We start from the raw sequence: 22,550 nt of genomic DNA on the forward strand, positions 1-22,550 counted from the left end.
CATCAGGGAATGAGGACGGCGCGGCCGCGGATCGCGCCGGAGTCGAGTCGGTCGAAGGCGGTGCGGGCGTCGGCCAGGTCGAACCGCTCGACCTGGGCGCGGAGCTTGCCCTCGGCGGCCAGAGCCACGGAATCGATGAGGTCGGACCTGGTGCCGCCGTAGGACTTTCGCACCGTGGCACCCCATGGCAGTCCGGGTCCGCCCGCCGGTCCCGAGTCGATGCCGGTGGCGCCGCCGCCGAGACCGACCAGCCGGACGGCGCCGTTGGGGGCGACGGATTCGACGGCGAGCTTGACGGTGGGATCGGTACCGACGAAGTCGAACACCGCCTCCGCACCGCGTCCGCCGGTGAGCTCCAAGATCGTGGCCGCGGTGTTCTCGTCGGCCTCGAGCACGGTGTCGGCGCCGCATTCGGTGGCCAGGGCGAGCTTGTCGGCATCCACGTCGACCGCGATCACGGTGGTCTGGGTGAGGGCCTTCAACAGCTGGATCGCGACGTGGCCGAGTCCGCCGATGCCGATGGCGACCGCGGTGGCGCCGGGCCAGAGCTGGTCCATGGCGCCGCGGATGGCGTGCATCGGCGTCAGGGCCGCGTCAGCGAGCGGAGCGGCGTGGGCGAAGTCGAGTTCGTCGGCGATCGGCACGAACGAGCGCACCGGGATGCGGACGTACTCGGCCATGCCGCCGTCGGGACCGAGACCGGGACACGGCGGCATCGCGGTGCGACCGGCGGCCAGGCAGACATTCTCGTTGCCGCGCAGGCACTCCCGGCATTCACCGCACGACCAGCACAGGTACACGATCCCGCGTTCGCCGACGCTACGGCCTTCCACCGCCGAGCCGACGGCCTCGATCGTGCCCGCGATCTCGTGACCCAACGTCAGAGGCTTCTCGCTCATCGGGAACGGCAGGCTCAGCACGAACGAATCCGAATGGCAGATCCCGGCCGCGCCGACCCGCAGCAGCAGATCATCGGGGCCGAGCTCGGGCACGGGCACCGTGCGCAATTCGAGGGTGCCCGGGGCCGTCAACTGCATCGCGCGCATGCTCATCGGGCAGCTCCTACCGCGTCGAAGGTGGCTTTCAAGTAGCTGTCGCACCGATCGGAGCCGATCAGTCCGGTCGCCATGCGATTCATGGTGTAGGCGAAGGTGATTCGGCGATCCAGGTCGTTGACCACCATCGAACCGCCGTACCCGGCCCACCAGCAGACGCGGCCATCTGGAATAAGGGGGAAGGTCTCCGGTCGGGGCAACCCGTAGCCGATGCCGAAGCGCAGCGGGGCGAGCAGTGCCAGGTCGATGCCGTCGGCCTGCTCGCGGAAGATCAGCTCGATCGTCGCGGGCGAGAGGAACTGCCTGCCGCTCAGCTCACCGCCGTTGGCGATCAGCGACTGGATGCGGGCCACCGAGCGCGCGTTGCCGTGCCCGTTGGTGCCGCCGATCTCGGCCGCGCGCCAGGCCGGCGTCGCGGTTTCGGAGACCTCCAGCCAGGGGCTGGTGAGCGTCTTGATCAGCACGCTGTTCTGGTCCAGGGTCGACAGGTCGTAGTCGGGCATCTCCGGCGCGACCAGGGTGGCGATCCGGTCGGCGTGCTCCGGACCGGTGCCGATATGGAAATCGGCGCCCAAGGGCCCGGCCAATTCGTCGGCGAAGAACGTGCCCAGCGAGCGGCCGGTGATGCGGCGCACCAGTTCGCCGATGAGATGGCCGTAGTTGATGGCGTGATAGCCCGAGGCGGTGCCCGGATCCCACCAGGGGGCCTGCGTGGCCAGCCGGGCGGCGGCGGCATCGGTGTCGTAGATGTCGGACAGCGCGATCGGCTTGTCCCAGCCCGAGACGCCCGAGGTATGCGAGAGCAGGTGGCGGACTTCGATGTCGGCCTTGCCGTTGGCCGCGAATTCGGGCCAGTAGTCGGCAACACGGCGGTCGACGTCGAGCTCGCCGCGGTCGACGAGCAGCAGGGCACACAGCGCTGTCATCGTCTTGGTGACCGAGAAGACGTTGACCAGGGTGTCGGCGCCCCAAGGGGTGGTGCGCTCAGGATCTGCGTAGCCGCCCCACAGGTCGAGGACCGGATCGCCGTCGACAGTGACGCACAGAGCGGCGCCGAGTTCGGCGCCGGAGCGCAGGTGCTCATCGAATGCCGCACGCACACCGGCGAATTCGTCACGACAGAAGCCAGAAGCGGCGCTCATCGCGCCACCTCGGCCGTCACCCGAGCGGGCACCGGCAGGGCATTGCCCGCGGCGGCGGCACGTTTCGCGCCGCGCTCCATCTCCTTGGTCATCGAGCGCACGTACGGCTCGAATTCGGTCTGGATGGTGTGTCGTGGCGAATCGTAATAGCGCCCGGAGCGTTTGGCTTCTTGCGCGCCGAGCACCTCGTCGATCTCCGCGCGCGGCGGCAGGTGATAACGACCGGTCAGGTAGGCGACTACGAGCTTGCTCTGCTGCTCGGCGAAGTTCACCAGCGTCGGCATCGGTTGAGCCAGACCGAGATAGAACAAATTGTCCACACCGGGCTTCATCATCATCTGGAACAGCGGGAACCGGTTGTCCGCGTCGGGCGCCAACTCGGTGTCGGTGAAGAACGGAAAGCTGATGTGGTAGCCGGTGGCGCAGACGATCACGTCGACCTGCTCGGTGCTGCCGTCGGCGAAATGCACCGTGTCGCCGGCCAATCGGGTGATCGCGGGCTTGCACTCCACGTCGCCGCAGCCTGCCCGGTGCAGGAATTCCTCACTCGCCGACGGATGTGCCTCGAACGGCTCGTGATCGGGCGTCGGCAGACCGTAGGTCGACATCTCACCGCGGTTCTTACGGACGAAGCGCTGCTTGAGCTTGAGCGCGATCTTGGCGGGAATCCACGCGGGCATCGACGCGCGGTCGCCCACCTGACCGTTCACATACTTGGGCAACACCCACACGCCCCGACGGGCGGAAACGAACAGCTTCGAGGCGAGGAAGCGCTGGGACAGTTCCGAGGCGATATCGAGGCCCGAGTTGCCCATGCCGACCACCACGATCCGCTTGCCGCGCATATCGATCGGGTCGAACGGGTCGTTGTAGGCGTGGCTGTGCATGAGCACACCGTCGAACTCGCCCGGGTAGTCCGGGAAGCGAGGATTCCAGTGGTGTCCGTTGCAGACGATCAGCGCGTCGTAGACCTCGGTCTCGCCTGCCGCCGTCGTCACCCGCCACAGACCCGCGTCGTCGCGCTCGGCGGCGGTGACCAGGCTGTTGAACCGGATCCGATCCCGCAGGCCGAAGTGGTCGACGTAGTCCTTGAAGTACTGCAGCAATTGGGAATGGTGCGGGAAGTGCGGCCAATCCGCCGGTACCGGAAAGTCCTCGAATTGCAGCCGGTACTTCGAGGTGTCGATGTGCAGGCTCTGATAGCACGCCGACATGCCATTGGGGTTCTTGAAGTACCAGTTGCCACCGACCTCGTCGGACGCCTCGTAGCAGTCGAACGGAATCCCGTTCTCGGCGAGCCTTTTGGCGACGGTGATACCCGAGGGTCCGGCGCCGATGACGCACACCTTGGGTAATTGACCTGTATCCATGCACAACTCCTGATCGGCTTCGGTCATCGACGACCATGCCGGGTGACGTGGACCACAGGATAACTTCTCGCTGGACATCATGTCTAGTGAATGAGCGGATCGTCTAAGATGGTCCGATGACGACCGAACCCGCCCGCCGTGGATCGTTGCGCGAGGAACAGAAGCGTCTGACGAAGGCCAGGATCGTCGAGACCGCGCGCACCCTGTTCGAGACGCAGGGCTACTCCGATGTCCGCGTCGACGACATCGCCGCCGCTGTCGGCTGTAGCCGGGCGACCTTCTACCTGCACTTCACCAGCAAGGGCGAGGTGCTGCGGGCCATCGCGCAGGAAGGCACCCTCGCCAGCGTGCGAGATTTCTACGCCGACCTCGACCGGGTGCTCACCATCGGGTCCCGAGAGTCGTTCGCGGACTGGATGACTCGCGCGATCGACTGGTTCTTCACGAACAAGGACATGCTCCCGGCTTGGGACGAGGCCACCGCGCTCGAACCGGAATTCCGCGCGGTGGCGCGCGAGGGCATCATGGCCCTGGCCGACACCATGCCCGCCTACCTCGCCCGCTGGCCCGAACACCGCCGCGACGAGGCCCGGCTGCGGATCGAACTGCTCGTCGCCCAGCTCGAGCGGTTCTTCACCCGCTGGGCGATGCAGGGCACCATCGACGTCTCGGCCACCCAGGCCGCGGCGGTGCTCACCGACGTCTGGTTCCCGGCCCTCCAAGCGCCGGACTGAGCTCAGAGCAGGCCGAGCACACGGGCCTGGGCGATCGCCTCGGCCCGGGCGTTCACGGCGAGTTTCTGGTAGATCCCGCGCAGGTGCGTCTTGACGGTGTTCACCGAGACGCCCAGGTCGGCGGCGATATTGCCGGCCGTCATGCCGGAGGGAAGTTGGCGAAGCACAACCAATTCGGTGTCGGTGAGTTGTGGTGCGCCCGCGGTGGTTCCGCGATAGGCGCGGATACGGTCGACCAGAGCCGCGTACTGACCGAAGCGTGCGCCGATGCGGGCGAGCAGCTCGTCGGCCGCGGGGACATCGAGGAACGGGCGAGCCAACTGTTCGGTGGCCGCGTGCGCGAGGGCCTGTTCGCAAGCCTCGTCGACCTTGCGGGGACGATCGAGGCGGTCGGCGGCGACCGCGACCAGCAGCCACGCCGTGACCAGCGATCGCGAGGACAACCGCGCGGTGGCGAGCAGCGGTTCCAGCAACGTCAGCACGACGGCGGGACGATGGGCGTAGAGCGCCAGTCCCGCTTCGGCGACCACCATGTCCGGGGTCCGGCCGAGCACCCGCGTCGCGTGGTCGATCAGTTGCTGCGCGTCCGCCCTGGCCTGTACGCGAAGCAGCAGCCACAGCACATCGGTGACCAGTCCGCCGGTGCCGTGCAGCGTGGGCGATTCGTCGAGCAGGCGATGTAGTCGCTTGCTGAGCGCGACCGCCGCGGCCGAGCGATCCCCGGCGTCGCCGAACATCAGCACGCCGGTCATGATCGCCGCCAGGCGCACCGGCGCGGGGACCACCGTCTCGTCGGCGGCGGCCGAGGGCAGACTCGGCAACGGCCGCTCGAAATCCACGCCCTGCTGATACGCGCCGTAGGCCGCGAGCGCCCTCGCCGCGGCGGCATCGCCCGAACCGGCGAGGTCGTAGAGTTCGGCGCACTCGATCGCCTGGGCCGCCAGGGCTCGAAGCTCGCCGACCCGGCCCGCCATCCCGGCCGCCACGGCCGTCGCGGTTCTGGCGCGGACCGCGACGCGACCCAGCCCGGCCTGCTCGGAGTGCACGATCGCGTGGCGCACAGACGTGGCGCCGCTGTCGAACTCACCGCCGTAGATCTCGGCGATTCCGCAGTACAGCGCGGCGTAGCAGTCGAGGTCGGGCTGTCCGGTCACCGGCGGCAGCGGCCAAGGCATCGAGGCCGAATCACCCACCAGGACAGCGACTCCCGCGCTCACGGCATGATCGAGGGCAGCCACCCACTCGGTGGGCACCATCGGCGCCGCCGAATCCGGGCCGACGTGGGCGGCCTCGAGATACACCTCGGCGGCGGCGATATCACCCGACTCCACCGCGACCGCCGCGCGCAGCAGGCGAACGAAAGTATCGTGCTCGGAGAGGTTGTCGACGGCGGCGAGCAGGGTGTGCCCGGTTCCTTCCAGCACCATGCGCAGCCCCCATTCGCGCAGGAAGGGCACCAGCCCAGGCGCGCCCGGCTCGGCCGCGATGTGCTCGAGCGCGGGCCCCGGCATCGCGGCCGCGGTGAACCAGGCCGCCACCCGGCGATGGCAATCGGGCAGGCGATCCGGCCTGGTGTACGCGGCCTCGGCGAGCAGGTAGGCCCGCAGCAGCGGGTGGTAGGTGTGCCAGAGTTCGCCCGCGTGGGCGACGGTGTGCAAGGGAAAGTTGGCGCGCAGCAGTTCGTCGAGAATGCGGGCGGCGTCGTCACCGACCAGCTCTTCGGCCATCGGCAGGCAGAATTGCGTGGGAACCGCTGTGGCGAGCAAGAATTCGAGAGTCGGCGCCGGTAGCGAGGCGAGCAGTTCGGCGACCAGGAAGTCGGCGACCGCGTGCGAGGGGCGGGCCAACGCGGCGAGAGCCGTATCGCGGTCGGTCCCGGTAGCCGACAGGCAGATCGCCGCGATGCGGACTAATGCCGCCCAGCCACGGGTCAGGTTCTGGACCGCGGCGAGCTCGGCGTCGTCGAGTCGGCAACCGTGCTGGGCGAGCAGTTGGGCGACCCGATCCCGGGAGAGCGCGAGTTCGGGCACGCCGATCCGGGTGAGCCTGCCCGCCAGGTCGAGGGCGTGCCAGCGCAGTGGCGGATCGAAGCGGCTCGCGATCAACACGGTGACCTGGGCGGGCAGGTGGGTGAGCAGGTATTCGAGACCGGCGAGTTGCAGTGGGTCGGTGAGCAGGTGGGCGTTGTCGATCACCAGCACCGTCGGCTCGACATCGACCAGGGCGGCAAGGAGATCCACGGCACGGTCCATCGGCGTCTGCAGCACGCCGGTCGGCACGAAATCCGGTGCGGGATCGAGGGTTCGGGCAATCTCGGCCAGCAGATCGGGGCCCCGATGTTCGGCCACGGTCAACCACTCGACGCGCGCCGAGCACCTGCGGCGTACCCAGTCGACCAGTACGACGGTCTTCCCACTGCCCGCCGGCCCACACAGCAGCACTGTGTGCCCGGTGGCCGCCCGTGCCCGATCCAAGCGGGCGAAGGCCTCGTTGCAGCGAACCGGCGCGAAGGACAGCTCCGGGAGACCGGCACACGGACCGGCCACAGCTATCACCGAGCCGCCGCTATGAACTTCCAGAGAACCCGACGACGAAGCCATCTTCACCCTCCTGAACACGCTTTTCACCGCGTGGCGGCCGACCTCCGCCGAGATCGACGGTAGGCCAAGCGGAGGCTGCGCGGTTGCTGGCGAGGTGAAGTGGGGCTGCTCGTTATCAGATCGACGTCGACTCGTCGGTGAACGCTCTAGTCGGGCAACTGGGACATGCTCAGCAGGGTGAGACCGAGGGTGTCGATGCGGGCCATCACCCCGCGCATCGCCGTACTGTCGGCGACGAGACCGAAGAGGGTGGTCGTCCCGGTGGGCGAATGCGAGCTGGGGCGGAGCTCGGGAAAGGCCGCGAGGACACGCTCGGACAGCTCGCCCTCGACGACGAACTGGTAGCGGAGCGGTCCGGGCGTCGACATGGCCCCAGTGTCGTGGCCGGTCGCCGCGGCTGCCTCATCCGCTCCGGGTGAATTCGCTCGCCACCTGCGGAGCAACCGGTCCCCACGCTTTTAAACATCGTTATTTCAGTTTCCGGGACGCGGGCCGGATCCGCTGGCTAATGTCGCGCTCATCATCAGCGCGAACAGGAGAACATCATGAAGATCTACCAGGCGCGGCGTGCCGGTTTCGGACTCACGGCATTCACCGCGGTGGCCGCGGCCGCCGTGCTGGCAGCACCGCAGGCGTCCGCGCTCGTGCAGGGGATCGCGGTGAGCGGTAGCACCCACTATGTCGATACCGCCTACACCGTCACCGCCGATGTCACGTCCACCTCGTTCCTGTTCAAGGTGACCTTCACCGACAACGGCACCCAGATCGGTGAGCCGGTCTCGGTGTCGGACGGCAAGGCCACCATCACCTGGACGCCGAAGACCACCGGCGCGCACGAGATCAAGGCGGTGCAGGAACTCATCAGCTCCAAGACCGTCACCATCACCGTCGCGCCGAAGCCCACCCCGCCCGGTGGTGGGGCGAGTACCGGTTCCGCCGACCTGGGTGGGCTGCTGTCGGGCTCGGCCGGCTAGCCCACTCGAACAGTCCGGCCGCCGCGAACCTCTCCCCGCGGCGGCCGTTCTGCGTTCAGACCTGGTCGTAGGCCTGTTGCAGGGCGGCGATGTCGAGCTTGGACATCGAGCGCAGCGCCGTGCCGACGGCGATGACACGGTCGACCTCACCACCCATGAGCTTGGCCAGCACCGCAGGCACGACCTGCCAGGACACCCCGAACCGGTCGGTGAGCCAACCGCACGGGCCGGGGGTTCCGCCGTCCTGTGACAGCGCGTCCCAGAGGCTGTCGATCTCGTCCTGGGTATCCACGACCACCTGCAGCGACGCGGCATCGCTGTGCGGGTGACCCGGGCCGCCGTTCATCAAGGTGACGGCCTGACCGTCGAGGTCGAGAGTGACGATGAAGGCCGAGCCGTCCCCCTGGCGGGTGACCTCGACGATGCGCGAGTTCGGGACGGACGCGGCGTAGAGTTCGGCCGCCGCTTCGGCGTCGGCATCGAACCAGAGGAAAGTGTTGACGGACATGATGTGCTCCTTGGGGTGAGTGGCTCTGCTTCACCCCCTGGTCGGAGCCGATCATCGCGCTTCGACACATCCGCCGAACTTTTATTTTCGCGGCAACGTCGCGGCGAACCGCACCCCGCGTTCGACCCATTCCCGCAGGACGGTGTCGTCGTCGACCGTTTCCGGGGCTACTCGCAGCCAGCCGTGCAGCTCGCGCCCGCCCATCACCATCGGCGTGATCGCCGACCCGTCGAGCAGACCATCGCCGTCGGCCGGGGCGACTCGCACCAGCAGCCCACCCTTACCACTGGCGGCCACGGCCATATTGCCGCCGATCAGGAAGGCGAGACCGCCGAACATCTTCCGCTCGGTGAGGTCTCGCCGCGGGTAGACGATTTCCCGGATCCGCTCGGCGAGCTCCTCGTCGTATGCCATCAGCTCAGTGTGCGCCGAGCCACCGACACCGAACTCAGATGCCGAGGGCCGCGGCGAACATCGGCCAGGAATCGTGGACGTCGTCCTGCCAGTAGGGCCAGGCGTGGGTGCCCGCGGCGCGGAAGCGGATGTCGGCGGGAATGCCGAGTTGGGCAAGGCGGCCCGCGAGCGGACTCGAACAGCTGCCGACGACGGCTTCCATGGTGCCGCCGACCAGCAGGCGATCGACCAGCACGCCGACATTGCCCGCGATGCTCGGGTCGTTGAACGCCTCGTACGGGCCGGGAGCACCGTTACCCGAGGACAGATAGATGGCGGTGCCGCGCAGACGCTCGGCGTGCACGGTCGGGTCGTTGGCCGCCCATGCCGGGTCGCCGGGCGCTCCCCACATATTGGTGGCGTCGGCGCCGAAGGTGGCCAGCTGGGCGCGAACCAGCGTCTCCGCGAGCGGGTTGCCGGTCTGGGTGCACCCGCTGAAGGCGCCGACCGCGCGGTACAGGCCGGGTGCGGCGATCGCCAGGTTCAACGCCGAGGTGGCCGACATCGACAGGCCCGCAATGCCGTTGGCGCCGGTCATGCCGAATCGATCGTTGAGCAACGGGGGAAGTTCGTTCGTCAGGAAGGTGGACCACTTGTTGCGGCCCAGGGCGCCGTCGTCGCGCTGCCAGTCGGTGTACATGCTGGCGCGGCCGCCGATCGGGACGATGACATTCACCGGCTTGTCGGCGAAGAAGTCGACCACATCGGTGCGCCGCATCCACGGCCCGCCGCCCTCGCCGCCGTCGACCGCGTTCAGCAGATACAGCGCGGGCGCGCCGGACCCGGGATGCGACATCCAGAGGGTGATCGGGCGGTTCATCGCCGCGGAATACACGACCACCTCGAATTGCCTGCCACCTAGCGGGCGGACATCGAGGATCCCGGATTCCGCCGACGCCACGGGCGAGACGACGAAACCGCAGCCGAGCAGGACGAGCAGACAGCACACAAGCCGACGCATGCGACGTAGTGTGCCGCATGACCCCGCTAATGTCCGGCATTGGGCGGTTCGTGTCCCTATTGTGCGTGTTCATCCGGAAAATGTGCGCGCAGTTCGGTGATCGAGGCGGGTCCCGCGTCGGGCACGTGCATCCGATCCGCAATCGTGGCGCGCAGCTTGCGCGGGAGCCCGGGCGCGTGCCGGGCGAGATAGGCCGAGAGCCATTCCGGTTGGCCGACGAGGAACGGGAAATCGGTGTTCATCATCGGGCGGATCACCAGCATCGGCAGCGGGGCGTGCAGCGGGCGGTAGTCACGGTTCCACAGCCCCGCGACCGGACAGCCGGGATAGAACTGGCCGAGCATGGCGCCGGCGCGGACGATGTCGCTCTTGCGGGCGGCGTGCGCGGCGTCGATGCGGGCGGTGTCCGCGAGCTCGGGGAAGACGGTGAGGACCGCTGGGGTGTGGTCGAGAGTGCGGTAGAGCTCGAAGGCGTCGTCGACGGCCGCGGCGATCTCTCCGGCGTCTGTCAGTTCGGCGATCCACAGGGTGTGCTGTGCCGCAGCGGGTTTGACGAACGGGCACACGGGGCCGGGTCGGCCCTGGGCGGGGTCGGGGCGCATCAGGGTGTTCGCGAACCAGTCGATCAGGGGTGCTGTTCGTGGGTGTTCGGCGGACCAGCGGGCGGGGTCGTCGTAGACGCACCACCAGGTGGCGTCGGTACGTCGACCTGTCGTCGAGCGCAGGGTGGTCATGCCGTGGCCGTCGCGATCTCGACTTCGCGCAGGTGACGGTCGAGGATCGGGCCGATGCGGGCGACGACGTCCGCGTTGGTGAGTTGGGCGTGGGTGGTGTCGACGGGGTGTTCGAGGAGACGGCCGGTGACGAAAGGGCGCCAGATCTGGGCGTCGAGGAACGCGGTCATGCCCTTGGTGGCGCAGAAGTAGAGGAGGTCGCCGTCGAACAGGTCGGGGCGGTAGCCGTGGGAGAGGCCGACACCGTCGGCGTAGGCCTCGTGCAGCCTGGTGAGTTGTTCGACGGTGAGGCCGGACCCGAGACTTGCTCCGGCTCCGGCCAATTCGGCTGCGGCTTCCTCGGCGGAGACGTCGGGAAGCGTGTCGGCGTCGTCGGGTTCGTCGCCGAGCAAGTGGGTGAGGAGGTCGCGCATGCGGGGGCGCGGTGGTGGGTCGGCGCAATCGGGGACGACGATGCTGTCGAGCATGGCGAGGGTGGCGACGTCGCGACCTTCGGCGCGCAGGCGGACTGCGGTGGCGTGGGCGAGTTGGCCGCCGAGGGACCAGCCGAGCAGGTGGATGGGGCCCTCGGGTTGCAGGCGGGTGATCTCGGAGGCGTAGGTGGCGGCGAGGAAGTCGACGGTCAGGTCGTCGGGTTGCGGATCTGCCGCCGACAAGGTCGGTGCTTGCAATCCGTAGACGGGCCGGTCGGCGATGTGGCGCGCCAGGCCGGTGTAGCACCAGGCGAGCGGGACGGCGGAGTGGACACAGAACAAAGGTGGGTGCGTCCCGCCTGTGCGCAAGGGCAGCACGGTGGCGAGGGCGTCGGCGCCTGGGTCGGCGTCGGCACGGTAGGTCTCGATGCGGTGGGCGAGCGCGGCGACCGTGGGTGCGGTGTAGAGCCAGCGGACCGTGATCGGGGTGTTCGTCGACTCGGCCAGTTCCGCCGAAACACGCACGCCGGTCAGGGAATTGCCACCGATGGCGAAGAAGTCGTCGTCGGCGCCGACCGCGTCGAGGTGGCAGGCGAGGGCGAAGGTGGCGGCGACCAAGAGTTGTAGCGGTGTCCGTGGCGGACGGTAGGGGGTGGCGGGCGGTGTGGGAAGTGCCGCGCGGTCGAGTTTTCCGTTAACGGTCAGCGGGAGGCGGTCGAGGGTGATCAACGCGGCGGGGACCAGGGCGGTGGGCAGGACAGTGCGTAGGCGGGCGAGGGCTGCGGCGGCATCGAACGTGGTGTCCGACGCGAACAGGTGCTCCGGTCCGCGGCGGCCCTGAGCCGAGGCACTGGCCGGCGCGGAGGGTTGTTGTGGATCGGGGCGGCCGGGGGCTCGGGTCGGGACGACGTAGCCGATGAGACGCGCTGCGGGGGTGCCCGCGTCGGCGATGTCGACTGCCGCGTGGGCGATGGTGGGGTCGGCGAGCAGGGCCGTTTCGACTTCGGCCGGTTCGATGCGGCGGCCGCGCAGGGCCAATTGGGTATCGATGCGGCCGAGGAACTCGTAGCCGCCGTCGGCGCGCGGGCCGACGAGATCGCCGGTGCGGTAGACACGCTCGCCGTTGCCTCGGGGATCCGCCACGAAACGTGCCGCCGTGCTCGTGGGATCGCCGATATAGCCCTGCGCCACACACGGTCCGCCGAGGTACAGCTCGGCGCGGGCTCCGGCGGGGACAGCCCGGAGGCGTGCATCCAGTAGCAGCGCAAACACTTCCGGCAGCGGCGAGCCAATGGTCACCGGCTCCCCCGGCACCAGCGGCGCCGACTGGGTGGCCATCACCGTGGCCTCGGTCGGGCCGTAGCCGTTGTGCAGGCGTACTCGGGTTGCCCAGGTGGCGACCAGTTCCGGCGGGCAGGCCTCGCCACCGACGACCACCACCGTCAGAGTCGGCACTTCCTCGGGGCGCAGGGTCGCCAACACGGCGGGAGTGGTGAGCAGATGAGTGACTCGATGCTCGGTGATCAATCCGGTCAGTTCCGCGCCCGCGACGACCGTCGGCGGTTCGACCACCAGCCGTGAACCCGCTGCGAACGCTGCTAGGAGTTCGAGCAGATGCGCGTCGAACGCTGGTGAATGTGCGTGCAGCACTATCGAATCCGGTGTCATGCGGTAGCGGTCGAGCAGGTGGCTGGTCAAGGGAGCGAGGCCACGGTGCGTGACCGCGACGCCTTTGGGCGTACCGGTGGTCCCCGAGGTATGGATCAGGTAGGCCAGGTGTGCGGGTGTCAGCCGTCCGTGGCGGTCCGCGTCGGTGATCGGCTTCGACGACTGATCGGCGACGTGCGCCAGGGTTTGCGCGTCATCGAGCATCAGCCACGTGACCTTGGAGGATTCCCCAAGGTTCGCTGCCCGTGTCGTCAGCCCGAGCACCGCACCGGATCCGGCGATGATCCGGGCGACCCGCTCGCTCGGATCGCCCACATCGATCGGCGTCAGGCACGCGCCGACGGCCGCGATGGCGCGTACTGCCAGCACGGACTCGAGCGACCTCGGAATCGCGCTGAGCACCGGGCTTCCCGGCGTGGCGCCGTGCGCGATGAGCACCCTGGCCCACCGCGCCGCCGACTCACCGAGCTCCCGGTAGGTCATCGACCTGGCACCGTCCACCACGGCGACGTTGTCCGTCTCGTCGAATCCGCTGAGCAATTCGCTCAACGTGGAAGTTGTTGCCGCACAGTCGTGCACCACCTCGATCCCGTTGCGGCGATACCTACCGACAGGTGCGTCGGCCCGTTCAACGCTCTCAGCGGCGACCGAACGCATGTCGTGCGCGGAGGTCAGGTCGCGGATCGACTGGGTCGGGTCGGCGGACAGGAAGGTGGCGAACCAATCGAGGAACAGGCGGTGGTACCAGGCCAGGGTGGCGGCGTCGTAGCGGGCCGGGTTGGCTTGGAAGTCGATGGTCGCGGAGGTGTTGTCAGGCCCGAGTTGGTAGCCGTTGACGAGGAGGTCTTCGACGGGGCCCAGGCTCAGGAGATGGGCGTGGCCGGTTACGGGGCCGAGGGTCAACGGGGCGGTGAAGCCGAGGAGGTTGATCACCGGGCCGAATCCGCCTCGGGCGATCTGGGTTTCGCCACGGTCGCGTTGGATGTCCTCGTAGCGGTAGCACTGGTGGCGCAGGGCACCGATCACCCGCAGCCGCACCTGGTCGATCAGGTCTTCGACTGTTGTCGTGGTGAGGTCGCGCAGGCGCAGGGGCACGACATTGGAGACCGAACCTGCCGAGCGGCGTAAGGCCGCGGTGGGCCGGGCGGCCACCGGTAGCGATAAGACGACCTGGTCGGCGCTCGACATTCTCGCCAGGAAAGCGACGAAGGCAGCGGCGGTCAGCTCCGGAAAGCTTGCCGTATAGCACTGTCTCGCGATGGCCAGCAGGTGTGCTGTCCGTTCGTCGAGACGGGCCGACACCCGATGCGGGTCAGCTGAGGCGGGCGCCGCGATTCCGGCGAGCCCTATCGGATCAGGCAGCCCCGCGACCTCTTCGGCCCAGAAGGCCCGATCCGCGACCGCACGGGAGGAGTCGCGATAACGTCGATCCGCGTCGACCAAGTCCGCGATCGACAGCACGCCTGCCCGGTCGAGATCTGTTGCCTTCGAGTAATTCTCGGCCGCCAGCCGCAACACCGCCGCCGCACCGACTCCATCAAGCACCAGGTGGTGACTGCGCAGGTAGAGAAAACACCGCTCGGCACCCATGCGGTACAACACCGCGACGGTGATCGCGTCCGCGCACAGATCCAGCCGAGCACGGCGATCGGCATCCATCCGCGAAAGCGCTTCGGCCACCCCGGAGCAGTCCGATTCCTCACTCGGTTCCTTCGTATCGCCGGTGAGGTCGATTTCGGTGAGTTCGCCGAATACGGTCGGGTCGAGGTACTGGTGGGGTCGGCCGTCGATGAGACGTACGCGCACATGGGGTGATTGCAGTCGCGCCGCCGCCGAGCGCATCGCCGTGCCGAGGCGCGCGATATCCAGTGGCCCACGCAGATCCAGATACAGGGCGATGGTGGCGGGCACGTCGGGCGCCAGCTGATGAGCTACCCACCAGCGTAATTGCCCGGTAGACAAGGGAATCGGCGCAGCCTCGGCCGCCACCACGGCAGCTACCGCGCCGATACCACCCTCATCTTGCCGCACCGGGCCTCCCGGGATTCGGAGCAACCGTTGACTGGTTCTCCGGCAAACCTACGGCATCTACCCCGCGTCGGGCACGGTTACCCGCGCGGCCGCGTCGGCGGTGACCACCTCGGCGAGCACCTCGTCCAGCGTCGACGCGGCACGACCGAAGGTGGTCCGCATCGCCGAATCGTCGACGACGAACTCACGATGGGACATGTGTTTCGTCTCGAACAGTTCGGCCCAGAACGGGTCCTGCTCGGCGAGTTCGGTGATCTCCGCGTCGGTGAGCACTGCCAGTTCCGGTGGGGCGGCGCCGGCCAGCGCGGCGAGCCTGGTCGCGGCCGCACGCACGGTCGTGGTGATCACCGGGGCATGCCAGGCCCTCCCCCACGACCGGTCGTCGCGCGCGAGGGTGACCAGTGCGGCCGCGGCGTCGCCGATCGCGGTGAACGAGTGCGCGAGGTCGAGTTCCTGCGGTACCCGGGCCGGGGTGTTCGCCAGGACCGCGGACTGAACGAGCAGGGAGAAGACCGATACCGCACCCGCGCCGAGGAATTGACCCGCGCGCAGTTCGGTGACACGCAACCGGCCTGCCTCGTGCGCGGCGAGAGCATCGGTCCACATCCTGGCTCTCACCACGCCTTTGCTACCCGTCGCGGCGAGCGGGGTGCGTTCGCTGACGACACCGTCGACCGGGCCGTAGCCGTACAGATTTCCCAGCATGACCAGGTCGGCGCCGACGCTCTCCGTCGCCGACAGGATCGAACCGAACAGGGGCGGAACCGTTTCCGGCCAGGTGTGATACGCGGGCATCGCCAGATTGAAGACGGTGTCCGCACCGGTCGCGACCTCGGTCAGGGCGGTGGTGTCGAGTGCGTCGAGCGCGATCGGTTCCACGCCGGGATGGTCGGGGCCCAGCCCGCTCCGGCTCACCATCCGCACGCGATCTCCGGCTTCGGCGAGCAACAACGCGGTGGCGGTCGCGGTACCACCTCGGCCGATCACTACCTGAGTGGACATATGAATTCCCTTTCACGACAACAGCTTTCGGTGGGGCGGCGGGGTCCCGCCCGCACCTTCAACGATGCCGCTCCCGCGAGGACTAGACTAGTGGCCGGAATGCCAGCTATCCCAAGGATCAGGCCATGAAGACGATTGCCGTGGTTGCCGTGCCGCCGGTGAAGTCCTTCGATCTGTCGATGCCGGAAACCCTGATGGGCTCGGTCATGATCGACGGCGAACCCGGCTATCGGGTGGTGGTCTGCACGGCCGAGCCGGGGGTACTGCCATCGACTCCAGGCGGATTCGATGTCGTGATCCGGCACGGGCTCGATGTCCTCGACGCCGCCGACGCGGTGATCGTGCCGAGCACGGGCAGCCGCACCGACGCGGATCCGGTGACCCTGAAGGCGCTGCGCGCGGCCGTCGACCGCGGCATCCTGGTCACCTCGATCTGCAGCGGCGCGTTCGTGCTCGCCCAGGCCGGTCTCCTCGACGGCCGCGCCGCGACCACGCACTGGGGCCTGGCCGACGAACTGGCCCGCGACCATCCCCTCGTCCGGGTGCGCTCCGACGCACTGTTCATCGAGGACGGGCCGGTGACCACCGCGGCAGGCGCGGCGGCCGGAATCGACCTGTGCCTGCATCTGATTCGAGCCGACTACGGCGCCACCGTGGCAAACGCCGCCGCGCGGGCGGCGGTGGTCACGCCTGTGCGAGCCGGCGGCCAAGCCCAGTTCGTCGACACCCCACTACCCGCCGACGACGACCTCTCGCTCTCGACCACCCGCGCGTGGGCACTGGAGCGCCTCGACACTCCCCTGTCGCTGCGCGAACTGGCCGAGCACGCGCGAACCAGCGTGCGCACCCTCACCCGCCGATTCCACGAGGAAACCGGCCTGAGCCCGCAGAAATGGTTACTGAATCAGCGCATCCACCGAGCCAGGGAACTGCTCGAATCGACCTCGTTGCCGATCGAGCAGGTCGCCCGGCACAGCGGGATCGGGTCGGCGGAGTCGTTGCGCCAGCACATGGTTCGTCGGCTCGGCGTTCCCCCGAGTATCTACCGGGCGAACTTCACCTACGGCGCGACAGGCGGATAGCCCGGGTAGGGCTGGTAGCCCTGTGGTGTGCGCGGCGCGAAGTAGGGACCGGACATGCCATTCCACAACAGGATCACCGCGGCCAGCCCGACAGCCAGCGTGACAGTGCTGAACACCAGCGCGATACCGGCCGTCGAGGTGACCATCGCCGCCACCGTGCCGAAGACATAGAACAGCGCGTTGAGCCCGAAGAACACCGTGCCCGTGATCCGGCCCCAGTTCTTGCCCGCCCGGCAGACGAAGGCCATCCACACCCACAACCCCGCCGTGACCAGTGAACTCGCAATGCTCCCACCGATGCTCGCGTACACGAGAAGGTCGAGGTCGCCCCCCCGCAGTACGCCACCCGACGCGTCCAGCGCATCGCTTCGCACCTCGTCGAGCATGGTGAGCGAGTAGGCCATGGCGAGCAACGTGACCACCGCCCCGGCCAGCATCACGTAGAACGCGATCTGCACACTCTGCGGCACCACCCGCGGCGCGGCGTCCACCGGCGGATAAGGGCCGGCCGGCACGGGATACGGAGCGCTCGGCCCATAGGGCTGAGGCGTCGGCCCGTAGGGTGGCGGCGTCGGCCTGTAGGGCTGAGGCGATCCCATCGCACCCGGCGCCGGTGCATACGGCGGCTGCGGTATGGCCTGGCTCGGGGCCTGCGGATAGGCCCCGGGAACCACCGGGTTCGCGGGGCCGCGCGCTGCCGACTCATCCGGATACGCCGTCAGCCCGTCATCCTGCGATGGATAACCCTGACCTGCGGACGAATCTGACATCGAGCTGTGCCCCCCTTGTTGTGAAGTCGGGCCAACTCTAGTCGCAGCCGCCGACACCGGCTGACTGTGCGCGATCGGCTTCAGCGAACGCCGACCAGCTCCCGAGCCGCGCTCCGATACCGATCGACGATCAGCCGGACAACCCCGGGATGCACACCGATCGGCTCAGCCACCCCATCGGCGCCCGCATCGTGCAGCCGCTGGTGAAAGAGACCGTGCGCCAGCAGATAGGACGCGATGAACACCCGCTCGGCACCCGAATCACGAAGTGAGGCAACAACTTCGGGCACCCGAGGCGTACCGGTCGCCACGTAGGCGATCTTCACCGGCGCACCCAGTTGCTCGGCAAGCATCCCCGCGGCCCGCCGAACATCCTGGCGCGCACGCGAATCCGAAGAACCGGCAGCCGCGAAAACAACCGCGTCGCCCGGCTGCCACCCGGCAGCACGCAAGCGCACCGCCATGATCCTCGTCAACGCCGGATCCGGTCCCATCGCCGCCGTCACGGCGACCGCGCAATGCCCACTCTCGGCGACCTCACGCGGAACGTCTTGGTACACGTGATAACCCGAGGCGAGAAACGCCGGAACCACCACAGCGGGCCCGTCGAGATCGCGCAGAACCTCCGACGGCGAGGGCCCGAGCACATCGACGAAAGCGGTCCGCAGCGAGGCATTCGGCGCCGAGGACACCGCGACGCCGAGCTCGGCGGCCACCGCCTCGGCGAGCGCGGCGATCATTTCCACCCCGCGCGCACTGCGAGTCCCGTGCGCGACCAACACCAGTGCCGGATCACCCGGCAGCCCGGCGCTCACCACACCCCGATCGCTTGGGCGGGCCGGGCCGACCGAGTCGGCGTTCCGATCCCCGCGGCGTGCGGTGTCTGGACAGCCGCTCGCGCGGGAGGAGTATCGGAGCAGTCGGCCGCGTCCAGCGCCAGCCGGTACCCACGCTTCACCACAGTCTGAATGGCCTTGGGGGTCCCCAGACCGGCCCGCAGTCGCGCGATCGCCGTCTCCACCGCATGGGTGTCGTCGCCACCGCCCGGCAGCGCGGCCAGCAGGTCTTCGCGCGAGACGACCCGACCCGGCTGACGAGCCAGCGAGCGCATCAACGCCATCGGGGCGGGCGCCAGCTGACGCACCTCACCGTCGACGACAACGCATCCACCGCGCACGCTGATCAGATGACCGGCCGCGTAGATCCGGCTGGCGCGACGCGGAAGTTCTTCTGCCACATGGCGAGCCAGCGCACCCAACCGGGCACGGCCCGGCATCGTCGTCGGCACGCCGAGCTCTTCTAGCGGAGCCGCGGTGATCGGTCCGACACAGGCAGCCAGCACCCGGCCACGGAACGCGTGCAGCACCGACTCCAAGAGCCCGGTTTCCTTGGCGCGCATCAACAGTGACGCCACGGCGGGCGCGCTGGTGAAGGTGACGCAGTCCAGGCTGCCGGAGATGATCGCATCGATCATCGTGTCCATCGGCCCACGATCGGCAGGCGGTTCCCACCGGTACACCGGAACCGGAACCACGTCGGCGCCCGCGCAGCGCAGCACCTCACAGAAGTCGGGAACCGGCTCCCATTCGGTGGTCGCGCCGTGCAGTTGCACCGCGATGCGGACGCCTTCGACGCCCTCGGCGAGCAGATGATCGAGGACCTCGGCCGAGGACTCCGAGGCAGGCGACCATTCCTCGCGCAACTCGGCCGCGCGGATCGCGCCCTTGGCCTTGGGGCCGCGGGCCAGCATCCGGGTCGAGGCGAGGGTGTCGCGCAGGACCTCGGCCAGACCCCAGCCCTCCGCCGCTTCCATCCAGCCGCGGAAACCGATGCCGGTGGTGGCGACGGTGATCTGCGGCGGGTCGGTGATCAGCAGTTCGGTGACGCGTTCGAGCTCGGTGTCATCGGCCAGCGGGATGATGCGAATAGCAGGGGCGGACGTGACGGTCGCGCCCTTGCGGGTGAGCAGGGTGCTGAATTCCTCGGCGCGGCGAGCCGCGGTGACGCCGATGGTGAAGCCGGCAAGGCACGGGCCAGTGTCGGTGGGAGAGGTCATGGGGTCGGCACCGGCTCGTTCGAGACCGCGACGACGCCGCCGTCGAGTTGGACCGCGTACACCGGCAGCGACTGGGACTCGTCGTCGAGACAACGGCCGTCGATCAACGAGAAAGCCTGCTTGAGCAGCGGCGACGCGACGACGGGAACGCCGCCGCGATCACCGATGATGCCGCGCGACATGACCGCGGCCCGGCCGAACGGATCGATATTGCCGACGGCGGCGAGAGTGCCGTCGGTGAGTAGGAACAGTGCCGCCTGACGGCCGCCCTTCAGCAGGACAGCAACGCCGCGCCCCGGGATCAGGAAATCGAGCCTGCAAGCCTGGGTCCAGGTCGCGGTCTCAGTGGTGATGGTGGGTGTGTCGATCACGGTCATCGGTTCCTCCTCCGAACGCCTTACCTATTGGTACAGGCGCCCTGTTTCCGCAGCGTTAAGTACTTATTTCCCGGCCGGTGCTGTGTCCGAAGCAACACCGACGGGCATGCCGGGAAGACCGAGGAGCACTGGTACCTTGCGTTCTCCGCTGTCGTCGAACGAGATCGTCGGGTCGGCTTCGTCAGGGGCATTGACGAAGGAGACGAAGCGCGAGAGCTTGTTCTCGTCCTCGAGCACAGCCGCCCACTCGTCCTTGTAACCCTCGACGTGCTTGGCCATGGCGGCCTCGAGGTCGCCCGCGATGCCGAGGCTGTCGTCACAGACGACGGCCTTGAGGTAGTCGAAGCCACCCTCGAGGGCCTCCTGCCACGGCGCGGTGCGCTGCAGACGGTCAGCGGTGCGGATGTAGAACATCAGGTAGCGGTCGATGTAGCTGATCAGCGTGTCGTCGTCGAGGTCACCGGCCAGCAGCACCGCGTGCTTGGGGGTCAGGCCGCCGTTGCCGCCGACGTAGAGGTTCCAGCCGTGCTCGGTGGCGATCACGCCGACGTCCTTGCCGCGGGCCTCGGCGCACTCGCGCGCGCAACCCGAGACGGCCAGCTTGATCTTGTGCGGCGAACGCAGACCACGGTAGCGCTTCTCCAGCAACACGGCCATGCCGACCGAGTCCTGCTGGCCGTAGCGGCACCAGGTGGAACCGACGCAGCTCTTCACGGTGCGCAGCGACTTGCCGTAGGCGTGGCCGGACTCCATGCCCACGTCGACCAGGCGCTTCCAGATCAGCGGCAGCTGCTCCACGCGGGCGCCGAACAGGTCGATGCGCTGACCACCGGTGACCTTGACGTAGAGGCCGAACTCCTTGGCCACCTCGCCGATCACGATCAACTGGTCGGCGGTGACCTCACCACCGGGCATCCGGGGGACGACCGAGTAGGTGCCGTTCTTCTGCAGGTTGGCCAGGAAGTGGTCGTTGGTGTCCTGCAGCGCGGCCTGCTCGCCCTCGAGGATGTGCTCGCTCGAGGTCGACGCCAGGATCGAGGCGACGGTCGGCTTGCAGATATCGCAGCCCGAGCCCTTGCCGTGCTTGGCGATCAGTTCGGAGAAGGTGCGGATGCCGGTGACGGCGACCACGTCGTACAGCTCGGCACGCGACTGGGTGAAGTGCTCACACAGCGACTTCGACAGCGCCACGCCGGACTGCTCGAGCAGCTTCTTGATCATCGGCACACAGCCACCACAGGAGGTACCCGCGTTGGTGCAGCTCTTGACGGCCGGGATATCGCAGGCGCCCTCGGCGATCGCGCCGCAGATGGCGCCCTTGCTGACGTTGTTGCACGAGCAGATCTGGGCGTCGTCGGGCAGCGAGTCGGCACCGAGTTCGGCGCCGGCCGGGGAGATCAGCGCGGCGGCGTCGGCGGGCAGCGGGCGCCCGACCAGCGGGCGAAGGGCCGCGTACTGGCTGGCGTCGCCGACCAGGATGCCGCCGAGCAGGGTCTGGGCGTCGTCGGAGACGACCAGCTTGGCGTAGGTGCCCTTGGCCGCGTCGTGCAGCACGACCTCGAGGGCGCCTTCGGTGGTGCCGTGCGCGTCACCGAAGGAGGCCACGTCGACGCCCATCAGCTTCAGCTTGGTGGACATATCGGCACCGGGGAACTCGCCCGCGCCGCCGAGCAGGCGGTCGGCGACGATCTCGGCGGTGGTGTAGCCGGGGGCGACCAGGCCGTAGCAGACGCCCTCGATCGCGGCGCATTCACCGATCGCGTAGACGCTCGGGTCGGAGGTCTGCAGGGCGAGGTCGGTCTGGATGCCGCCGCGGGCGCCGATCGCGAGGCCGGAGGCCTTGGCCAGCGCGTCCTGCGGGCGGACACCGGCGGAGAACACCACCAGCGACGCCTTGATCTCGGCATCGTCGGACAGGTGCACCGTGACGTTGTCGGCGCCTTCCTCCTCGATCGCGACGATCTTGGCCGTGCCGACACCGGTGTGCACGTTGAGGCCGATATCGGTGACGAGCTTCTCCAGGATCGCGCCACCACCGGCGTCGACCTGGGCGGGCATCAGGCGACCGTTGTACTCGATGACGTGCGGGGTCATCCCGAGCAGGCGCAGCGCGTTGGCCGCCTCCAGTCCGAGCAGACCGCCACCGACGACGACACCGTGCGCGCCGGGACCGGCGGCTTCGGCGGCGGCGCGGATGCCGTCGAGGTCGTCGATGGTGCGGTAGACGAAGCACTCGGGCAGGTCGTGGCCGGGGACCGGCGGCACGAACGGGTAGGAGCCGGTCGCCATGACCAGCGCGTCGTAGGCGATGACGTCGCCGCTGGTGCTGGTGACGGTCTTGGCTTCGAGGTCGATGGACTCGCCCCGCTGGCCCAGTCGCAGGTCGACCAGTTCGTCGCCGTGGTACATGTTGCCGGGCAGGGCCAGGTCATCGGCGTTCCAGTTGCCGACGTAGTAGGACAGGCCGACGCGGTCGTAGGCGGGCAAAGCCTCCTCCGACAGGATGATGACCTGCCACTGGCCTGCCTCGTCGCGCGAGCGAAGGGCTTCGACGAAACGGTGTCCGACCATGCCGTGGCCGACCACGACCACTGTTTTGCGAGTGCTGTTCATGAGAGTG

Annotated in this window: 19 protein-coding genes; 3 read left to right on the plus strand and 16 right to left on the minus strand. The window is 68.6% G+C overall.

Going from position 1 to position 22,550, the window contains the following annotated elements:
- Positions 1–2 precede the first annotated feature (2 nt).
- The 3 genes from IBJ82_RS13810 to IBJ82_RS13820 are packed head-to-tail and all read right to left on the minus strand — an operon-like array spanning position 3 to position 3,567.
- Positions 3–1,046, minus strand: a complete 1,044-nt coding sequence (locus IBJ82_RS13810; protein ID WP_194827120.1) for an NAD(P)-dependent alcohol dehydrogenase — start codon at positions 1,044–1,046, stop codon at positions 3–5.
- A 2-nt stretch (positions 1,047–1,048) separates the two neighbouring features.
- A complete protein-coding gene (locus IBJ82_RS13815) occupies positions 1,049–2,197 on the minus strand; it encodes a serine hydrolase (protein ID WP_194826352.1) in 1,149 nt (382 codons plus the stop codon).
- Positions 2,194–3,567 carry an NAD(P)/FAD-dependent oxidoreductase gene (locus IBJ82_RS13820; RefSeq protein WP_194826353.1) on the minus strand — a complete coding sequence of 458 codons (1,374 nt, stop codon included), beginning with the start codon at positions 3,565–3,567 and terminating at the stop codon, positions 2,194–2,196. The genes IBJ82_RS13815 and IBJ82_RS13820 overlap by 4 nt, the downstream gene beginning before the upstream one ends.
- Before the next feature lie 116 nt (positions 3,568–3,683).
- On the opposite strand from IBJ82_RS13820, the gene IBJ82_RS13825 reads away from it, so the two are divergent.
- Positions 3,684–4,301: a TetR/AcrR family transcriptional regulator gene (locus tag IBJ82_RS13825; RefSeq protein WP_194826354.1), complete on the plus strand. Its 618-nt coding sequence runs from the start codon at positions 3,684–3,686 to the stop codon at positions 4,299–4,301.
- Positions 4,302–4,303: 2 nt separating this feature from the next.
- Here the strand turns inward: IBJ82_RS13825 and IBJ82_RS13830 are convergent, their stop codons facing one another.
- Positions 4,304–6,901: a LuxR C-terminal-related transcriptional regulator gene (locus IBJ82_RS13830; protein ID WP_194826355.1), complete on the minus strand. Its 2,598-nt coding sequence runs from the start codon at positions 6,899–6,901 to the stop codon at positions 4,304–4,306.
- A gap of 146 nt (positions 6,902–7,047) precedes the next feature.
- Entirely contained in the window at positions 7,048–7,269 is a 222-nt protein-coding gene (locus tag IBJ82_RS13835) for a hypothetical protein (RefSeq protein WP_062983677.1), read from the minus strand.
- 177 nt (positions 7,270–7,446) lie between these two features.
- Between IBJ82_RS13835 and IBJ82_RS13840 the strand changes: the two genes are divergently transcribed.
- Positions 7,447–7,875, plus strand: a complete 429-nt coding sequence (locus IBJ82_RS13840; protein ID WP_194826356.1) for an Ig-like domain-containing protein — start codon at positions 7,447–7,449, stop codon at positions 7,873–7,875.
- A 55-nt stretch (positions 7,876–7,930) separates the two neighbouring features.
- Here IBJ82_RS13840 and IBJ82_RS13845 read toward each other — a convergent pair whose 3' ends face one another.
- The 6 genes from IBJ82_RS13845 to IBJ82_RS13870 all read right to left on the minus strand — a co-directional run bounded on the left by IBJ82_RS13845 (position 7,931) and on the right by IBJ82_RS13870 (position 15,645).
- A complete protein-coding gene (locus tag IBJ82_RS13845; RefSeq protein WP_194826357.1) occupies positions 7,931–8,383 on the minus strand; it encodes a VOC family protein in 453 nt (150 codons plus the stop codon).
- Between the two features lie 81 nt (positions 8,384–8,464).
- Entirely contained in the window at positions 8,465–8,797 is a 333-nt protein-coding gene (locus IBJ82_RS13850) for a TfoX/Sxy family protein (RefSeq protein ID WP_194826358.1), read from the minus strand.
- A gap of 34 nt (positions 8,798–8,831) precedes the next feature.
- A complete protein-coding gene (locus IBJ82_RS13855; RefSeq protein WP_194826359.1) occupies positions 8,832–9,797 on the minus strand; it encodes an alpha/beta hydrolase family protein in 966 nt (321 codons plus the stop codon).
- A gap of 56 nt (positions 9,798–9,853) precedes the next feature.
- Positions 9,854–10,531 carry a DUF6875 domain-containing protein gene (locus IBJ82_RS13860; RefSeq protein WP_194826360.1) on the minus strand — a complete coding sequence of 226 codons (678 nt, stop codon included), beginning with the start codon at positions 10,529–10,531 and terminating at the stop codon, positions 9,854–9,856.
- Entirely contained in the window at positions 10,528–14,643 is a 4,116-nt protein-coding gene (locus IBJ82_RS13865) for a non-ribosomal peptide synthetase (RefSeq protein WP_194826361.1), read from the minus strand. The genes IBJ82_RS13860 and IBJ82_RS13865 overlap by 4 nt, the downstream gene beginning before the upstream one ends.
- Positions 14,644–14,700: 57 nt before the next feature.
- Positions 14,701–15,645 carry an NAD-dependent epimerase gene (locus IBJ82_RS13870; protein WP_194826362.1) on the minus strand — a complete coding sequence of 315 codons (945 nt, stop codon included), beginning with the start codon at positions 15,643–15,645 and terminating at the stop codon, positions 14,701–14,703.
- A gap of 125 nt (positions 15,646–15,770) precedes the next feature.
- Here IBJ82_RS13870 and IBJ82_RS13875 point away from each other — a divergent pair, with 125 nt between their 5' ends.
- Positions 15,771–16,727: a GlxA family transcriptional regulator gene (locus IBJ82_RS13875; protein WP_194826363.1), complete on the plus strand. Its 957-nt coding sequence runs from the start codon at positions 15,771–15,773 to the stop codon at positions 16,725–16,727.
- Here IBJ82_RS13875 and IBJ82_RS13880 read toward each other — a convergent pair.
- From IBJ82_RS13880 to nirB, 5 genes are all read right to left on the minus strand, one after another.
- Positions 16,706–17,218 carry a hypothetical protein gene (locus IBJ82_RS13880; RefSeq protein ID WP_194826364.1) on the minus strand — a complete coding sequence of 171 codons (513 nt, stop codon included), beginning with the start codon at positions 17,216–17,218 and terminating at the stop codon, positions 16,706–16,708. The two genes, IBJ82_RS13875 and IBJ82_RS13880, sit on opposite strands and share 22 nt — an antisense overlap.
- Positions 17,219–17,577: 359 nt before the next feature.
- On the minus strand, positions 17,578–18,315 hold the full coding sequence (locus IBJ82_RS13885; RefSeq protein WP_194826365.1) for a sirohydrochlorin chelatase: 738 nt from the start codon (positions 18,313–18,315) through the stop codon (positions 17,578–17,580).
- Positions 18,309–19,553, minus strand: coding sequence for a uroporphyrinogen-III synthase (locus IBJ82_RS13890; protein WP_194826366.1), 1,245 nt, complete (start codon positions 19,551–19,553; stop codon positions 18,309–18,311). Before IBJ82_RS13890 ends, IBJ82_RS13885 begins: the two co-directional genes overlap by 7 nt.
- Complete coding sequence (gene nirD, locus IBJ82_RS13895) at positions 19,550–19,930, minus strand: nitrite reductase small subunit NirD (RefSeq protein WP_056812868.1); 381 nt, start codon at positions 19,928–19,930, stop codon at positions 19,550–19,552. The genes IBJ82_RS13890 and nirD overlap by 4 nt, the downstream gene beginning before the upstream one ends.
- Positions 19,931–19,993: 63 nt before the next feature.
- Complete coding sequence (nirB, locus tag IBJ82_RS13900) at positions 19,994–22,543, minus strand: nitrite reductase large subunit NirB (RefSeq protein WP_194826367.1); 2,550 nt, start codon at positions 22,541–22,543, stop codon at positions 19,994–19,996.
- Positions 22,544–22,550: the final 7 nt, after the last annotated feature.

This window comes from Nocardia sp. XZ_19_231, assembly GCF_015355705.1.
GTDB classification, from domain to species: domain Bacteria; phylum Actinomycetota; class Actinomycetes; order Mycobacteriales; family Mycobacteriaceae; genus Nocardia; species Nocardia salmonicida.